The organism is Citrobacter sp. CFNIH10, assembly GCF_002934585.1.
In the GTDB taxonomy this organism is placed as follows: Bacteria; Pseudomonadota; Gammaproteobacteria; order Enterobacterales; family Enterobacteriaceae; genus Citrobacter_A; species Citrobacter_A amalonaticus.
This window is the reverse complement of the sequence record NZ_CP026216.1, coordinates 1,706,475-1,720,916: the sequence shown is the minus strand read 5'-3', so window position 1 is coordinate 1,720,916 and position 14,442 is coordinate 1,706,475. Positions and strand designations below refer to the sequence as shown.

Genomic DNA, 14,442 nt, shown 5'->3' with positions numbered 1-14,442 from the left:
GTCAAGATGACCGGCTTTTTTATGTTAGATTGCCGGATGGCGGCGTTCCGCCTGATCCGGCCTACATCGGCTTACGGTTTAGTAGGCCCGATAAGCGCAGCGCCACCGGGCAAGATGCTTTATGAGTGCCAGTAGCTCATTGCCAGACCGATAAACAACACCAGCCCGACGTAGTTATTGTTCATGAATGCTTTAAAGCAGGCCTCGCGTTCGCGGCTGGCAATCAGTTTCTGTTGATAAACAAACAGCGCGCCCGCGACCAGCACAGACCAGTAATAACCCAGCCCCAGACCGTTCAGCCAGCCAATCAGCGCCATCAGCGCCAGCACCGCCACCTGCAAGATACCGATAATCAGCTTGTCATGTTCGCCAAACAGAATGGCCGTCGATTTAATGCCGATTTTCAGATCGTCATCGCGGTCAACCATCGCGTACTGCGTGTCGTAGGCCACCGCCCACAAGATATTGGCCAGGAACATCAGCCAGCAGCTCAAGGGTACCGACTCACTCACCGCCGCGAAGGCCATCGGGATCGACCAGCCAAACGCCGCCCCCAGCACCACCTGCGGCAGGTGGGTGTAGCGCTTCATAAACGGATAGACCCACGCCAGCGCCAGTGCTGCAACCGACAGCAATATGGTCATGGTGTTGAGCGTTAATACCAACAGAAAAGCGAGCAGTACCAGCACCACAAACAGCGTCCGGGCCTCTTTTTCCGTCACCGCGCCGCTGGGCAGTGGGCGGTTCGCCGTGCGTTTTACGTGTCCGTCAAATTTTCGATCGGCATAGTCATTAACCACGCATCCGGCGGCACGCATCAGCCAGACCCCGGCGACAAACACCGCCAGGATCCACCCTTGAGGGACGCCAGGGGTCGCTACCCACAGAGCCCATAGCGTCGGCCAGAGCAGCAGTAAGGCGCCGATGGGCTTATCCGTACGCATCAAGCGGTGAAACGCCAGCAGCTTATTTTGCGTCAGACTCCACTCCATTTTATTTTCCTCTTAGTACAACGGCGATGCAGGTAAAAACAGTTCGGTCAGCATTAGCGGCTTACCGCTCAGTCGCAGGCGGGAACGACGTCCCCACAGTCCGGCATCACAACCAATCTCAATAAAATCTCGGGTCAACGTCGATGATGTAAACAGATAACGCCCCAGCGGGGTTTTGCCTAAGTGTTGTAAGGCCAGTTCGGGGCCGGACAGCGTGGATTCAGGCACCACGGTGCGTCCAGCCAGCCAGGGTTCATCATCGGCACAGAGCAGGATTTCACGCAGCCAGTAGCGGGATTCTTTTGGCAGTCGCGTCAGCTCTTCCACCACCTCATTTTGACCGACAAATCCCTCCCTGATCAGGGTCACAGTGACCCGTTTTCCCTGTTGTTCAAAACGTTTTGTCATGGAATCTTCCAGTAGCAGCCAGTCGAGCTGTTCTGGATCCAGGGCGGGAATCTCTTCAAAATAGCGCAGCGCACGCAGTTGCGTTAACGCGGGGTGTGACATGCCTGACTCTCCGTTTCATAACTGAAAGGCATTGTATCGCAGAAAAGCGCTTACGGAAGATGGAAACATAATTAAGTGATCTGTTACGCAACAGAAACGTAACAAGTCGCAGGAAATGCTAAAAAAAAGGTGCGCCAGTTGACGCACCAGTTGTTGCAAATCAGCAATGTGGGGAGAAATTACCCCTTGCCTTTTACACTGCTGATAAAGGTGGAACGGGCAGATGTTGATCCCAGACGTTCAGCTTCATCAAGCAGTTTCAGCGCTTTATCAACGTCACCTTTCGCGACGGCGTCTTTAATCGCTTTGTTAAAGTAGCTTTCGGTGTCGTTCAACATCGGCTCGCTTTTCTTCGCGGGCGCAGGTGCAACCACCGGCGCGGAAGCAGGTGCAGCATAGGTTGGCGCAGGTGCAGCGGTATTGCCCACCGTCACCGGACCCGGGCCGGAAGAACCAAACAATGGCCCCACCAGCACGCTGGAACTGCTGCTGGTTTTCACTTTCAGCTTCAGCAGACCGTCGGTGGTATGGCGGGCGATCGGATCCGGAATATCCGGCACCGAGTTACCCACGCCTTTGGCGTAGGCTTTCGCTGGATCGAGCAGTTTGGTGGTCTGCTGGAGATCTTTCTCGGTCGTAAAGACCAGAACATAAAGCTTCTGCTGGCCCAGCGCTGGCGTCAGGCGCATCACCCCTTCCAGACGATCCGCGCTCATCACGCCCGGTTCCTGGTAGGTGAAATAGCTGCTGGGGAAGAACGCAGAAGGCGTCATGTTCTGATCGAGAATCAGGACGTTGGGCGCGAAGACGCTGGTTTGTTTGTTCACTTCGCTGGTGAGCGTTATGTTTAGCTCCCCTATGTTCGCCGGTACGCTGTAAGCGGCAACCGGACCGGAGATGCCCGCGACATCAAGACGCTGACCGCCGGTCGAAAGCTGTGTGGTTTGCGTGTTGGACTGGTCAACCGGCGTCCAGGTTAACTGCTGGAGTGCCGCCGTCGGAATCGTCGGTGCGGCGCTGGTATTCTGTGGAACGTAATTCACGTCAGCCAGGCTGATGCCCGGCGCACTGGCAACTAACCCTGCGGATAAACAAAGGGCGACGAGACTTTTCTTCATTTTCATTGTTATCACCTCAGAAAGCGTGGGTTCAGCGGTGGCCAGGCAATAGCGCGCTAAACCGCGAGAAACAGAGGGGCTTACGCCCCTCGCTACGTCAGGTTAGTGCCGGATTACCACCAGATTTCCATCTGAGCACCGAAGGACCACTCATCGTTGTCGCCACGGCTGTAGGTGCGCGCGCTGGTATCGCTGTAGGCAATGCCGTTGTCGTAACCCCATTTCTCATCCCACTTCGCGTAGGTCGCGAAGACACGGATAGCCGGGCGGGACCAGATGCTGTCGCCAGCCTGCCACTGTTGCGCCAGGGTAATTTTGTACTGGTTGTTGGTGTCGTCGGTACGCTGAGACTTCACGTTGTCGTAGCCGATTTCCATCAGGGTGCTCATGATCGGTGTCCATTTGAACATCGGACGCACACCGACGGTATACCAGGTTGAACCGTTGTTATCGTCACGGTCGATATCCTGATACATACCGACGTACATCAGGTCCCAACGGTCGCCCAGAGAGATTGCACCGTGGTCGAGGATACGCACCAGACTACCGTTGTTGTTGATTTCGTTGTTAACGACGCCAATTTCCGTATCTGGGTTGTAGTTGTTACCCGTGAAGGAGCCCTGCGGGATCCCTTTACCCTGAGTCGTCATTGCGTCGGTAGCGTACTGAACGACAAACTTGTTGTAGCCTTTCAGCATGCTTTGCGTGTGTTCAGCGGTGAACATCCAGCCGTCTTTAGTGGCACCGTCGGCATAGCTGTAACCGTCAGTTTTGTTCGCACGACCGTAGTCAACACCCAGTTCCAGCACGCCGTCCGGGTTCGTTTCCAGACCGGCTAAACGCACGTCGAAAACGTCGTTCGCCGTGTCTTTGTAACGGTCATAGATATCATTGCTGCTGAAGATGTAAGAGCCGCCGGCTTCCTGAGAACGGGTGGCGGCCAGAGACAGTTTACCGAAGCCAAGATCGATATTTTCGATACCGGCGCCAGGACCTGAAATATCCCAGTAGTAGAAGTCGATCATGTGAACGTCATGACGCTGATAGAAGCGCTTACCTGCCCAGATGGTGGAGCCAGGCAGCCAGTCGATCAGGTTTTTACCCTGTACGTTCGCTTCACGGAATGCCGGGTCGGTGGCTTCCCAGTCATTCTGCTGTGCCACGGAGTAGGCAACGTTGGTGTCAAAATAGAAGCTCTTATCGCCCTCTTTCCAGACTTCCTGGCCCAGTTTAAGTTCCGCGTACGTTTCACATTCGTTGCCAAGACGGTATTTACTTTGAGCACCGGTTGCCTGGAAACATTGTTGTTCGCCGCCACTACCCGTCCAGCCGATACCGGAACGAGCATAACCATGGAAATCCACTGCCATTGCCTGAACAGACATAATGCCTGCTGCGACGGCAACCGCCAGGGGGAGTTTGCGCAGAGTAATCATCATTCTATCTCCTGAGATCATTGCTTTTCTTTGCACGCTTCACCGTAGGGTTTTGCGCTTTTTTTTAATGGGACACCTTAAACACCGGGCTCTTTATGCAACCGACGACATGCGGTGCCATCTTCACGGAACAGATGACAACGCTCTGGCGGCAGGCCAATAGCGAATGTGGCGCCCTCTTCTACCAACACCACGTCGTTCTGGCGGTACACCAGGTTTTGACGAATGGCGGGGATCTGAATATGAATCTGTGTTTCGTGACCAAGCTGTTCGACGACCTGAACCTCGCCTTCCAGCGTGACATCGGCGATATCACTGGGCAGCAAATGCTCCGGACGAATACCTAACGACATATTTACGCCGACCTGCACATCACGGCTGTCGACCGGTAGCCAGACGTGCTGACGGTTCGGCAGTTCCACTTGCACCTGGTCGATGGCGGTTGCGGTGACTTTCACCGGCAGGAAGTTCATCTTCGGTGAACCAATAAAGCCTGCGACGAAGCGGTCTGCCGGGTAGTGATACAGTTCCAGCGGCTTGCCAATCTGCGCGACGCGACCGGCATCCAGCACCACGATTTTGTCGGCCAGCGTCATCGCTTCGACCTGATCGTGGGTGACGTAGATCATCGTGCGACCCAGGCGTTTATGCAGACGGGAGATTTCGATACGCATCTGCACGCGCAGCGCGGCATCAAGGTTGGAGAGGGGTTCATCGAGCAGGAACACACGCGGTTCCGCCACCAGCGTACGGCCAATCGCCACGCGCTGGCGCTGTCCCCCTGAAAGGGCTTTCGGTTTACGCTCCAGCAGATGCGCCAGTTGCAGCACTTCGGCAACCTGGTTAACACGCTGATTCATTACCTCTTTTTTCGCGCCCGCCAGTTTCAGGCCAAACGACATATTTTCGGCAACGGATAAATGGGGGTAGAGCGCGTAGGACTGGAAGACCATCCCGACGCCACGTTCCGCAGGGGGGATATCGTTCATGCGGGTTTCCCCAATATAGAGGTCTCCGCTGGTAATCGTTTCAAGTCCGGCAATCATACGGAGCAGGGTCGATTTGCCGCAGCCTGACGGTCCAACAAACACCACGAATTCCCCTTCGTGAATGTCGAGATTGATATCTTTCGATACCACCACATCACCCCAGGCTTTCGTTACATTTCGCAGCTGTACGCTCGCCATGCCTTCTCCCTTCGTTACAACCTGTCATTGACAGCAACATTCATGATGGCCCGACTATGCGGGATTCACTGCGAGCGTGAATCCTCCACCCCCCAGCTTTTTTATGGGGGAGGAGTCGGGAGGATGAGGGAAGGAAGTCTGAGACCCTGGCCGGGGGACATCGCGTAATTTCGTGATGTTCCCCGCAAAAATGAGTCTGTTTTTATGTGCGCCAGTACGCATTACTCATATTTCTGCAACACAGATCACATAAAGAGCGGGTGGGGCGTAGGGGTAAGGAGGATGGAAAGAGGATGTCAAATAAGGAGACTGAGTCACGTTGAACCACTGAAGTCTTACCACGAGCACATCACCAAAAGGATGGCAGATATGAAGATCAAGACTGGCGCACGCGTTTTCGCATTGTCCGCCCTCGCAGCAATGATGATTTCCGCACCGGCTCTGGCCAAAATTGAAGAAGGTAAACTGGTTATCTGGATTAACGGCGACAAAGGCTATAACGGCCTGGCCGAAGTGGGTAAAAAATTCGAGAAAGACACCGGTATCAAAGTGACCATCGAGCACCCGGACAAGCTGGAAGAGAAATTCCCGCAGGTCGCGGCAACCGGTGACGGTCCGGACATCATTTTCTGGGCGCACGATCGTTTTGGCGGTTACGCACAGTCTGGCCTGCTGGCTGAAATCACGCCGGATAAAGCGTTCCAGGACAAACTCTATCCGTTCACCTGGGATGCCGTGCGTTACAACGGCAAACTGATCGCCTATCCGATCGCGGTTGAAGCGCTGTCGCTGATTTACAACAAAGACCTGGTGGCAAACCCGCCGAAGACCTGGGAAGAAATTCCGGCACTGGATAAAGAGCTGAAGGCGAAAGGTAAGAGCGCGCTGATGTTCAACCTGCAAGAGCCGTACTTCACCTGGCCGCTGATTGCTGCCGACGGCGGTTACGCATTCAAGTTTGAAAACGGCACGTACGACGTGAAAGACGTGGGCGTCGACAGCGCAGGCGCGAAAGCGGGTCTGGGCTTCCTGGTTGACCTCATCAAGAACAAACACATGAACGCCGACACCGACTACTCCATCGCCGAAGCGGCCTTTAACAAAGGCGACACGGCGATGACCATCAACGGTCCGTGGGCATGGACGAACATTGATAAGAGCAAAGTGAACTACGGCGTCACCCTGCTGCCAACCTTCAAAGGCAAACCGTCTAAACCGTTCGTCGGCGTGCTGAGTGCCGGTATTAACGCCGCCAGCCCGAATAAAGAACTGGCAAAAGAGTTCCTGGAAAACTACCTGCTGACCGATCAGGGTCTGGAAGAAGTGAACAAGGACAAACCGCTGGGCGCCGTGGCGCTGAAATCCTATCAGGATCAATTAGCTAAAGACCCACGTATCGCCGCCACCATGGATAACGCCCAGAAAGGCGAAATCATGCCGAACATCCCGCAGATGTCTGCGTTCTGGTACGCGGTTCGTACGGCGGTCATCAACGCCGCCAGCGGTCGTCAGACCGTTGACGCAGCACTGAAAGACGCGCAGGGCCGTATCACCAAGTAATGCTGTCGATGTGCCTGATGGCGCTGCGCTTATCAGGCACATTCACGACAAGATTTCACCGTTGTAGAGGAAGATCCCCATGGATGTCATTAAAAAGAAACATTGGTGGCAAAGCGACACGCTGAAATGGTCAGTGATAGGTCTGCTGGGCCTGCTGGTGGGTTACCTTGTTGTTTTAATGTATGCACAGGGGGAGTACCTGTTCGCCATCATGACGCTGATTTTAAGCTCTGCTGGCCTGTACATTTTTGCCAACCGTAAGACCTACGCCTGGCGCTACGTTTACCCTGGCATGGCAGGTATGGGACTGTTTGTCCTGTTTCCGCTGATTTGCACCATCGCCATTGCCTTTACCAACTACAGCAGCACCAACCAGCTCACTTTCGAACGCGCCCAAGAGGTGCTGATGGACCGCTCTTATCAGGCGGGTAAATCCTTTAACTTCGGGCTGTATCCTGCCGGTGAAGAGTGGCAACTGGCCCTCACCGACGGCGAAACCGGAAAGAATTACCTCTCCGACGCTTTTAAATTTGGTGGCGAGCAAAAGCTGGCGCTGAAAGAGACAGACGCCCTGCCGACCGGTGAACGCGCAACGCTGCGCATCATCACCCAGAATCGCCAGGCGCTGAATCAGATTACCGCCGTGATGCCCGATGGCAGTAAAGTGATCATGAGCTCGCTGCGCCAGTTCTCCGGTACGCAGCCGCTGTACACCCTCGCTGATGACGGCATGTTAACCAACAACCAGAGCGGCGTGAAATACCGTCCCAATAACGGCATCGGCTATTACCAGTCCATCAATGCGGACGGCAACTGGGGTGATGAGAAGCTGAGTCCAGGCTACACCGTGACCATCGGCTGGGATAACTTTACCCGCGTCTTTACGGACGAAGGGATCCAGAAGCCATTCTTCGCCATCTTCGTGTGGACGGTGGTTTTCTCAGCGCTGACCGTGATTCTGACCGTCGCCGTGGGGATGGTGCTGGCGTGTCTGGTGCAGTGGGAATCGCTGAAAGGTAAGGCCATTTACCGCGTCCTGCTGATCCTGCCGTACGCCGTGCCGTCGTTTATCTCAATTCTGATTTTCAAAGGGCTGTTCAACCAGAGCTTTGGTGAAATCAACATGATGCTGAGCGCGCTGTTTGGCATTAAACCGGCGTGGTTCAGCGACCCGACCACTGCGCGTTCGATGATTATCATCGTCAACACCTGGCTCGGTTACCCGTACATGATGATCCTCTGCATGGGCCTGCTGAAAGCCATTCCGGACGACCTGTATGAAGCCTCGGCGATGGACGGCGCGGGTCCGTTCCAGAACTTCTTTAAAATCACGCTGCCGCTGCTGATTAAGCCGCTGACGCCGCTGATGATTGCGAGCTTCGCCTTTAACTTTAACAACTTCGTCCTGATTCAGCTGTTGACCAACGGCGGGCCGGATCGACTCGGCACCACCACCCCGGCTGGCTACACGGACCTGCTGGTGAGCTACACCTACCGCATCGCCTTCGAAGGCGGCGGCGGTCAGGACTTCGGTCTGGCGGCAGCAATTGCCACGCTGATCTTCCTGTTAGTAGGCGCCCTGGCGATTGTGAACCTGAAAGCCACACGTATGAAATTTGACTAAGGAGGGCATAGATCATGGCAATGGTACAACCCAAATCTCAGAAGATGCGCCTCTTTATCACGCACCTGCTGCTACTGATATTTATCGCGGCGATCATGTTCCCGCTGCTGATGGTTATCGCCATCTCGCTGCGTGAAGGTAACTTTGCGACCGGGAGCCTGATCCCGGAAAAAATCTCCTGGGAGCACTGGCGGCTGGCGCTGGGCTTTAGCGTTGAACACGCTGATGGCCGCGTCACGCCGCCCCCCTTCCCGGTACTGTTATGGCTGTGGAACTCGGTGAAAATCGCCGGGATCACCGCAATGGGTATCGTGGCGCTGTCCACTACCTGTGCCTACGCTTTTGCCCGTATGCGCTTCCCTGGCAAAGCCACGCTGCTCAAAGGAATGCTGATTTTCCAGATGTTCCCGGCGGTGCTGTCGCTGGTCGCGTTGTACGCGTTGTTCGATCGCCTCGGTCAGTACATTCCGTTTATCGGTCTGAACACCCACGGCGGGGTGATCTTCGCCTATCTCGGCGGTATCGCACTGCATGTGTGGACCATCAAAGGCTATTTCGAAACCATCGACGGCTCGCTGGAAGAAGCGGCCGCACTGGATGGAGCAACCCCATGGCAGGCGTTCCGTCTGGTGTTGCTGCCGCTGTCGGTGCCCATTCTGGCGGTGGTCTTTATTCTGTCGTTCATTGCCGCCATCACCGAAGTACCGGTTGCCTCACTGTTGCTACGTGATGTGAACAGCTACACCCTGGCGGTCGGGATGCAGCAGTACCTCAACCCACAAAACTATCTGTGGGGCGATTTTGCCGCTGCCGCCGTGCTGTCCGCGATTCCAATCACTCTGGTCTTCCTGCTGGCGCAGCGCTGGCTGGTCAACGGCCTGACGGCGGGCGGAGTCAAAGGCTAAGTTTCATCGAAGTACCTGTAATGCCACTGCACCCTCAACTTGTTTTATCCAACTTGTGACTGTAATTCGGCGCTCCACGGAGCGCCCTTTTTTTACTCGCGCTTCAGGCGTTTCGAATTACACATCCAGAGGGTGATCACCAGCAGCAGGATCGCCGCCGAATAGATCAACACGTCCATTGGCGATTTGTGATCGACGATGATCAGCCGGACAATCGCGGTGATCCCGATATAGATGAAATAGCGCAGCGGAAAGTGAAAGCCTGACTGAAAGTACTTCACAATCAGCGCGATAAATTCGAAATAGAGAAAGTAGACAACCAGCCCTTCCACCAGCTCATACTTGCTGGCTTGCTCAGGCGCGAAAAGCACATCAGCCAGATGCAGTGTCTCTTTGCCGAGGAATACGACCAGGATCAGGCCCAGACTCAACAGCCCAAGGTTCAACACGGTCTGTAGGATCGTAGAGATAAACTCCACGCGCGGACGAGATAGTGACGTCATAACAGCACCTCTTTCTCAGTGGTGAGGTTCCTGTATAACGCAAAAATGTGACGGAGAACTATATTTTTTGTTTATGCTTTGTGCAATCAGAAAAGGGTGTGACAATCCATTCAACCCTAACATTCTGAAAGGAAGGCGAAATGCTTCGGTTTCAAATGGCAATACGCGACGATGCCAGCCTGTTGAGCACAATGGGATATACCAGCTATCGTCATCATTTTGCCCATCTGTGGAAAAATGATGACGAACTGGCGGCGTATCTTGAGCAGGAATATTCTCTGCCCGCTATCGCCAGAAGTCTCGCAGAAGCGGGCACCTTCTGGTTGATCGCTTTTACTGACGTCCCGATTGGTTTTGCGAAGTATTCGTTACATCAGACCCTTGAGCCACAAGACCCGCCGGGGACATTGCTGCATAAGATCTACCTTCTGCCGGGCGAAACTGGCAAACAGTACGGTGAACAGCTTTTTGCCGAAGTGGTCCGTCAGGCCAAAGCGCAAGGGGAAACACGGATCTGGCTGGAGGTACTGGCGGATAACCCCCGGGCACGTCAGTTCTATGAACAGCAGGGAATGACCTTTGTGAAAGACACTTTTTTTTCCACCACGTTGCAGACCACTACGCTTCACGTTATGGAAAAACCGCTCTGAGAGACCCAAAATGGCAACGATTCGTCAGTCCACTCTCCGCAATGTCACCTGTGGTGAAAATGTAGTGATTTATGAACCCGCCAATCTCTACGACTGCCGGCTTGGCGACAACGTTTTTGTCGGCCCCTTTGTCGAAATTCAGGGAAATACGCAGATTGGCGCAGAGACAAAAATCCAGTCGCATACCTTCATTTGCGAATATGTCACCATCGGTTCCCGCTGCTTTATCGGCCACGGCGTCATGTTCGCTAACGATATGTTTCGGGAAGGAAAACCCAATGCCGACCGCAGCAGTTGGGGACGAATTACTCTTGGTGACGATGTCTCCATTGGTAGCGGCGCGACAATACTGGCGGTCAGTATCTGCGATGGCGTAGTTATCGGTGCGGGTAGCGTGGTGACCAAATCAATCACCGAAAAAGGCGTATATGCGGGTAATCCAGCCAGATTATTACGCCGTCTTCCGGCTGGATAAAACCACGTTAACTCAGCGGAAATTCACACTTTTATCGCTGGTCATGTCATAGAGCTGGAATTTACGTCCGAGCTGCTGACCCCCATCACGCGTCAGCGGCGTCCAGCCGATGGCCGCACGACTGCGGGTCGGGCCGGAAGAGAAGAGATCCAGCGGAATCGACACGTAGACGCCTTTGGTGAAATCCCCTTCGCCATACTCATCCGGCGAGACGTTGGTAAGCGTGGCGTAACCACCCACCACCACGCCGCTGTCAAAGCGTTTAGAGATATCCAGCGTGCCGCCTTTATCCCCCGCCAGATACTGACCGACGCTTGCTTTCACCAGCACGTCCTGGGCGAATGACGGCGTCCAGTAGGCCGTCAGGTGTCCGGTCTTCACGCTGTAGTCGGTGAATTTCATCATGTCCTGCGCGCTGCGCCAGTCACGCTGTTTCACGTAGTTTGCATCCAGACCAAACGCCCAGTTGCTGTCGACCGGACGGTACAGCACTTCTGCCCCCGCCCCGCCATACATGGTTTCAAGATAACCCCCGTAGACCTGACCATAGAAACCATTACCCAAGTACTGGAAATAGTTAGCTTGCAGGTTGTTCACATAAACGTCGTTCTGCACATATTCACGCACGCGGGTACGCACACGCGGCAGCTTCGAATCGTTCGGTGGATTGGTGTAGTTGAATTTATCGTAGTTATTGGCGAGATTGCCAAACAAGCTTCCGGTGGTCAGCAGGTGATCGGTCATCCACAGATCCGCCGTCGCCATCACACCCAACTGGTACATGTAGAAGTTTTCCGGTCCGCCCACGGACTGGTTCAGCACCGGATCGAGGTGGAAGTCGAAGCGCGACTTGTCGATATACCAGCCCTGCTCAGTGCGTTCCGGTACTATCGGCTCAAGGCGCTGTTGCGCCAGCGGCGTTTCCTGTCCCAGCGGTTCGCCTTCCAGATGGCGTTTCAGGCTGCTGACGTCCGTTTCGGTGGTGACCTGCGGCAGGTTGAGACGGTTTTCCGTCACGCGGATCGTGCGGATCCCCTCTGGCAAATCGTTCATCACGATCCGATTCGCCCGTTCAATACCTTCACGCGAGTCGCGGTATTTCACCTGCTCGCCGGTCACGTACAGCGTGTCGCCTTTCACCTGAATCTGCGGATCTGCCAGTCCGGCGTTGTATTTCAGCAGCGTCAACTGATTCGCCACCACTGAGTGTTGCAGGATCGCGTCCTGCGGTTGCGGCTGGTATTTCGGCCGCGCGTTATCGTTATACGATGGGCGTAAGTCGTTGAAATTAGTCCGCAGCGTTACCCCAAACATAAAGGTGTTACCACGTTCATAGCTGAGGTTAACGTCGGCCCAATCGGTGACGCGGTAAATGGCGCCGACGTTAAACTTGCTTTTCTGTTCCAGCTTGCCCGCAAAATCCTGCTGGTAGTTATTGCCCTCATATTCCAGCTTCAGTCGCAGGGGCTGCCACGGCGTCTGGTACTCAACGCCGCCAAACAACGATGCCGGGCCGTGGAACATCTGGCTGCCATCAATGGAGCCAGCTTGTTTATAGCGGTTATCGCGGTAGCAATATTTATCGCTGTACGAACAGAGCGGGTTACTGACGTTGCCGCTGGTTCCCAGATATCCCCAGCCGAGGCCGAGTGAGAAATCAAACGGTCCCCAGGCTTTGTTCGCCACGAGGTATTCCGCATCAAACAGGCCAGTCCCGCCGATATCTCGCGCACCGACCGACACCTGCGGCATCCAGTAGCTCTCTTCCCACAGGCGTAACTTCAGATCGAACGCTTTATCTTTGTAGGTTTGATCGCCGGAAAACGATTCGACGCTGCTGTACTTTTTGGTCCGCACATCGGTGTAGCGCAGCGTGGTTTCCAGCCAGGGGAAAAGCTGTACGGAGGCGGAGTAGTAACGGTACTGATCGTTATCACGATAGTTGAGGCTCAACTCCCCTTCACGCGCCATGCGCGCGGTTGGGGTCTGTAATAATCCCACGCCGCCAAAATCCGACTGAGAGGGTCCAATCGGCGCCGGATACGTTTCGGCATGGCAGGCTGCGCTGATGCCCAGCGCCAGTAAGCTGAGCAGATATGTTTTTTTCATTATTCAGGTATCCGCTGCGTCAGGGTATGAAGAATGTCGGCGTTCAGCGCTTCCGGTTCGCTGCTCCAGAGAGAATCATCCAGCCCGACAACAATGATGCTGCCAGGCATCGGTTCAACGTGACGCTTATTCCAGTACGCCACCGGCACCTTCTGCGTTCGGCCATCGGGATAAACAAGCCACGCATAGCTGCGATCCGCGCCGCTGAGCCGGTCTTGTCCATCGAGATAGCTGACGACGTCGCGTCCGGGCATAAACGGCTGCTTACCGGGACGGCTTATCAGGCCAAAGAGCGTGACGTCCGTCGGCTGCCCGCCGACCCACAGCGTGTAGTTGCCCTGCAACGGCGGATTGCCGCGCTCGCTGACCCGCACGATGTCCGGATCGAGATTCACCAGCTGTCGACCCGTCACCTTCAGCGCCTGAACTTGCTGGCGCAACGCGTTAATGGCGGCGGCATCGTCCCCGCTTGCGTTGGCGCTTAACGCCGCCAGGCGCGCCAGCAGCGCCTGCTGTTGGCCCTGCGCTTTCACGGTCGCTTTCTCTTCAGCGATCACCGCGCCAGGCCACCAGCTGTTCGCCAGTCTGGGCTGTCCCACCAGATCGATAAGATGATCAGCGCCGGTAAGCGTTTTCGGCTCTGTGCTACCGGCGCTAAAGACCTTAACGGTCCCCGCAGCAAAAACAGATGACGCGCTCAGACTGAAGATCAGCGCTGCAAGAGTCCGTTTCATCATGATTTTGCCGCCTTAATCAGCGTGGTTTTCACCGGGAAAAAGTTCGCGCCCAGATACTGCTCCGACTGGCGAATTTGCCCTTCGTTATCGATCCAGTAACGGTTATGCCAGCGCGCTTGATCGGTCGTGACAGTTTCGTCCAGCACGCGAACCGGCGTCTCTTCGCTACCGACTTTTACCGTGTCGTTGCCATCCCATGTAAAGACGGAGCGCGCGGTGGCATAGCGCACCTGCTTGTATTCCGTCCAGCCCATCGTGCGGGTCCAGGTGGCACCGTCGACGATCTGATTCGGTTTACTCAGCGGGTCATCTGCGAGGTTATTCACATCGATAAGGTTGTCGCCGCCAAGCAACGTTTTCACCAGACGACCATGCTGGGTCACGAGAGTGGCCTGATCCTGCGTCACCCATTTCTGCTGCCCGTTCTCTGCGAAAGCGAGCACCACAAACAGCTGCGGCCCGCCGTTGAGCTGCATGTACTGGCTGGCGTAGGGCATGTTTTGGATATCATCGTCCGTTAGCTGGACGCCGGGCGTGCCAAACAGACTGTCCCACAGTGAGTTGCCCAGCTGCTTTGTGGTGGCTGAGCAGGCCTGTAACAGCAGGCAAAGTAATATGAGCGCAGGTCGCTTCACG

At 55.1% G+C, this 14,442-nt stretch carries 14 protein-coding genes; 5 read left to right on the top strand and 9 right to left on the bottom strand.

The genetic code is table 11. The annotated features are described in order from the left end of the window. Positions 1-119 precede the first annotated feature (119 nt). The 5 genes from ubiA to malK form a co-directional block, all read right to left on the bottom strand. Positions 120-992, bottom strand: a complete 873-nt coding sequence (gene ubiA / locus C2U53_RS11670) for a 4-hydroxybenzoate octaprenyltransferase (RefSeq protein WP_042999032.1) — start codon at positions 990-992, stop codon at positions 120-122. A gap of 12 nt (positions 993-1,004) precedes the next feature. Then, positions 1,005-1,502 (bottom strand): chorismate lyase, encoded by a 498-nt coding sequence (ubiC, locus tag C2U53_RS11665; protein ID WP_042999031.1) that lies wholly within the window; start codon positions 1,500-1,502, stop codon positions 1,005-1,007. 179 nt (positions 1,503-1,681) lie between these two features. Next, positions 1,682-2,626 (bottom strand): maltose operon protein MalM, encoded by a 945-nt coding sequence (gene malM, locus C2U53_RS11660; protein WP_104445928.1) that lies wholly within the window; start codon positions 2,624-2,626, stop codon positions 1,682-1,684. Between the two features lie 107 nt (positions 2,627-2,733). After that, the gene (locus tag C2U53_RS11655) at positions 2,734-4,059 is read right to left on the bottom strand and encodes a maltoporin (protein WP_042999029.1); all 1,326 of its coding nucleotides are present in this window, start codon (positions 4,057-4,059) and stop codon (positions 2,734-2,736) included. Between the two features lie 74 nt (positions 4,060-4,133). After that, positions 4,134-5,243 carry a maltose/maltodextrin ABC transporter ATP-binding protein MalK gene (gene malK / locus C2U53_RS11650; protein WP_042321056.1) on the bottom strand — a complete coding sequence of 370 codons (1,110 nt, stop codon included), beginning with the start codon at positions 5,241-5,243 and terminating at the stop codon, positions 4,134-4,136. 369 nt (positions 5,244-5,612) lie between these two features. Between malK and malE the strand changes: the two genes are divergently transcribed. The 3 genes from malE to malG all read left to right on the top strand — a co-directional run bounded on the left by malE (position 5,613) and on the right by malG (position 9,332). Then, on the top strand, positions 5,613-6,803 hold the full coding sequence (gene malE / locus C2U53_RS11645; protein WP_042999028.1) for a maltose/maltodextrin ABC transporter substrate-binding protein MalE: 1,191 nt from the start codon (positions 5,613-5,615) through the stop codon (positions 6,801-6,803). 79 nt (positions 6,804-6,882) lie between these two features. Continuing rightward, a complete protein-coding gene (malF, locus tag C2U53_RS11640) occupies positions 6,883-8,427 on the top strand; it encodes a maltose ABC transporter permease MalF (protein ID WP_042999027.1) in 1,545 nt (514 codons plus the stop codon). A 14-nt stretch (positions 8,428-8,441) separates the two neighbouring features. Next, positions 8,442-9,332, top strand: coding sequence for a maltose ABC transporter permease MalG (gene malG / locus C2U53_RS11635; RefSeq protein ID WP_042999026.1), 891 nt, complete (start codon positions 8,442-8,444; stop codon positions 9,330-9,332). A gap of 92 nt (positions 9,333-9,424) precedes the next feature. Here malG and psiE read toward each other — a convergent pair whose 3' ends face one another. Next, a complete protein-coding gene (psiE, locus tag C2U53_RS11630) occupies positions 9,425-9,835 on the bottom strand; it encodes a phosphate-starvation-inducible protein PsiE (protein WP_042999025.1) in 411 nt (136 codons plus the stop codon). Between the two features lie 140 nt (positions 9,836-9,975). Between psiE and C2U53_RS11625 the strand changes: the two genes are divergently transcribed. Next, positions 9,976-10,485: a GNAT family N-acetyltransferase gene (locus C2U53_RS11625; protein WP_104445927.1), complete on the top strand. Its 510-nt coding sequence runs from the start codon at positions 9,976-9,978 to the stop codon at positions 10,483-10,485. Positions 10,486-10,495: 10 nt separating this feature from the next. Then, positions 10,496-10,960: an acyltransferase gene (locus C2U53_RS11620; protein ID WP_042999023.1), complete on the top strand. Its 465-nt coding sequence runs from the start codon at positions 10,496-10,498 to the stop codon at positions 10,958-10,960. 12 nt (positions 10,961-10,972) lie between these two features. Here C2U53_RS11620 and C2U53_RS11615 read toward each other — a convergent pair whose 3' ends face one another. Genes C2U53_RS11615 through C2U53_RS11605 form a run of 3 tightly spaced genes read right to left on the bottom strand, consistent with a single transcriptional unit; the run spans position 10,973 to position 14,441 of the window. Then, complete coding sequence (locus tag C2U53_RS11615; RefSeq protein WP_090050358.1) at positions 10,973-13,069, bottom strand: YjbH domain-containing protein; 2,097 nt, start codon at positions 13,067-13,069, stop codon at positions 10,973-10,975. After that, on the bottom strand, positions 13,069-13,806 hold the full coding sequence (locus C2U53_RS11610; RefSeq protein WP_042999021.1) for a capsule biosynthesis GfcC D2 domain-containing protein: 738 nt from the start codon (positions 13,804-13,806) through the stop codon (positions 13,069-13,071). The genes C2U53_RS11615 and C2U53_RS11610 overlap by 1 nt, the downstream gene beginning before the upstream one ends. After that, positions 13,803-14,441: a YjbF family lipoprotein gene (locus C2U53_RS11605; protein WP_042999020.1), complete on the bottom strand. Its 639-nt coding sequence runs from the start codon at positions 14,439-14,441 to the stop codon at positions 13,803-13,805. Before C2U53_RS11605 ends, C2U53_RS11610 begins: the two co-directional genes overlap by 4 nt. Position 14,442 lies beyond the last annotated feature (1 nt).